This is a genomic window from Streptomyces sp. NPDC058157 (genome assembly GCF_042884105.1).
Classification (GTDB): Bacteria; Actinomycetota; Actinomycetes; order Streptomycetales; family Streptomycetaceae; genus Streptomyces.
In genome coordinates this window covers 1-2,383 of the sequence record NZ_JBHVUQ010000395.1, presented here as the reverse complement: position 1 = coordinate 2,383, position 2,383 = coordinate 1, and the positions used below count along the sequence as shown (strand labels likewise).

Sequence of the window (2,383 nt, the reverse complement as noted above, 5' to 3'; positions counted from 1 at the left end):
CGGAGGGCAGCCAGGTCAGCCGGCGGATCGCCTCGGGCAGGTCGGGCAGGGCCGTCGCCGTGGACTCGGCGGCCACCCGGCGGACCCATTCCGCGATCAGCGGGCCGCTGCCGGCGGTCACGGCGAGCCGGCGCACGGTCTCCCGGCCGTTCGACATGTGGCTGTTGAACCGGTCGAGGGTGCGGAAGAAGGCGGGGCGCAGCCGCTCGTCGGCGCACAGGGCCACCAGGTCGCGGGGGTCGGGCGAGCGGTTCCACTCCTCCAGGCCGAGGACGTTCCGCGGGCCGTCCCCCGGGTCCGCCACGGGCAGGCCCAGGGAGAGCAGCAGGTCGAGCAGGTTGACGTCCTGCAGGCCCAGGCGCAGCCCCTGTTCCCGGCCGGGCCGGGCGAGTTCCTCGCGCAGGGTCCCGGCGCAGCGGACCACGAGGTCGAGGAGGGCCGGGACGGCGGGCGGGTTGCCCCAGCCGTTGTGGCGGGCGGTGTGGAAGCGTTCCAGCCAGCCGGCGGCGCCGTCGGGGGAGCGCTCCGCGTCGGGCAGGGAGGCGTCGGCCAGTCCGGCGGTGGCCCCGGACTCCTCCAGCACCTCCAGCCACAGGGCGGACAGTTCGCCCGCCTCGCCGGTGCCGCCCGGCACCATGCCGAGCAGGGTGCCGCGTACGGAGGGGACCCGCTTGGCCAGCGCGATGAGCGCGGCGCGGTGGGACTTCCACCAGCCGGCCGCCGCGCGCAGGGTGGCGGGCAGCGGCAGCAGTTCGGCGAGGTACTCCTGCTCGGGCAGGTTCCCGCCCAGCCCGGCCGCGCGGGCCAGGCGGCGCAGCTCGGTCGTGGCCTGCGCGGACGGCGGGAGGCCGCCCGCGGTGCGGCGGACGCACAGGCGGCGGAAGCGGGTGAAGGCCTCGGTGGGGGAGACCCGCTGGGCGAGCTCCTTGCCGTAGCCGGTGAGCACCTTCACCGGCAGGGCGCCGGCCAGGGCGAACTCGAGGAAGACGGCGTCGAGTCGGTCCTCGTCGACGGCCAGGCCGTAGCGGGCCTCGGCGGCGCGGGCCCGGCCGAACAGCTGGGCGGCGTACGTGGTGTTCTCGACGGCGAGGAAGACGCGGGCGGCCTGCTCCTGGAAGACGGGCAGGAAGTGCGGCAGGGAGGCGGCGAGCCGTTCGCAGATCTCGGTGCAGGCGTCGAGGGCCGCCTTGGGCTTGGTCTTCGCCTGCCGGGCCAGCCGGTCCAGCTCCGGGACCAGGGCGAGCGCGTGGTGCCCGTCCCCGGGGTGGTGCACGAGGACCCACTCGGGGAAGCCGAGCGCCTGCCGGCGGCCGAGGCCGACGACGGCGTGCTCGCCCTCCGGTACGAGGCCCAGGAATCCGGCCGCCAGGTCCTCGGCGGCGCCCAGTTCGGCCGCGGCCAGCCGGACGACGACCCGCTCGTCCCCGAGGGCCGGGTGACGGTACGTCCGGGCGGTCAGCGGCACGGCGCCGGGGCCCGCGTCCGCGGTGTCCTCGGGCAGGACCGCGCCGGCGGCGAGGAGTTCGGCACTCGCGGTACGGGCGCCGCCGTCCGTGTCCGTCCCGGCCTGTGCGTCGGTGGTCTCGGTGCTCATGCGTTCCCGCCCTCCTCGATCTTGCGCCCGGCGTACAGCGCCGCGGCCATCCGCATCCCCTCGGACCAGGCGACCGGTCCGACCTCGCCGAGCCGTACGGCCCGGCCCTCCTCGTCGTGCCAGCTCAGGGCGCCGGTCTCCGACTCGTCCTCCCAGTAGGGCTCGCCGATCCACACGGCCGCCTCCACCGTCCGCCCGCCGTCGCGGACCCGGCAGGTGGCGTAGCCGCCGGAGACCCGGTAGCCGAGACCGGTGGCGCGGGCCGCGAGGCTGAACCGGGAGGGGAACTTCCCGCCCGCGTAGTCCCGTACCTCGTGGGCGGAGGCCTTCAGGTCCTCGGGCCGGGTCCAGGTCGGCCGGTGGATCTGCTCCACGCGCTGGGTGATGTCCAGGTCGGCCGCGAACTCCCGTACGTCGTCCAGGTCGGGCAGCAGCACCGGGTGCGGCAGGGTCACCGTGCGCGGGGAGAGGCGTACGGTCTCCCCGTCGAGGTTGACCACCTTGAGCTCGCCCGCGTCGGTGGCGTCGCGCAGGAAGCCCACCTCGTCGGGGTCGTCGTCGCCGACGACGGCCAGGTCGCGCAGGGCGCTGCGCCAGGCCTCGTCGCGCCAGACCCGGGCCAGCAGTGCGGTCGGCACCGGCAGCGAGGAGACCATCCAGCCGTCGACCTGGGCCACGCAGGCCGCCTCGTGCCGGTCGAGCCACTCGGCGAGGCGGCGCAGCCGGTCCACCTCGGGATGGTCGCGCAGGGCCTTGGGGACCGTCTTCAACTGCCGCCCCGTGGGCCGC

The 2,383-nt window shown here is 76.3% G+C and carries 1 protein-coding gene and 1 pseudogene; both read right to left on the bottom strand.

The genetic code is table 11. The annotated features are described in order from the left end of the window. A pseudogene (locus ACFVXK_RS38235) lies at positions 1-1,594 on the bottom strand (DNA-binding protein); the annotation flags it as partial. Continuing rightward, positions 1,591-2,383, bottom strand: a 793-nt coding sequence (locus tag ACFVXK_RS38230; protein ID WP_389621893.1) for a DUF4132 domain-containing protein, incomplete at its 5' end; no start/stop codon positions are given. The pseudogene ACFVXK_RS38235 and the gene ACFVXK_RS38230, both read right to left, overlap by 4 nt.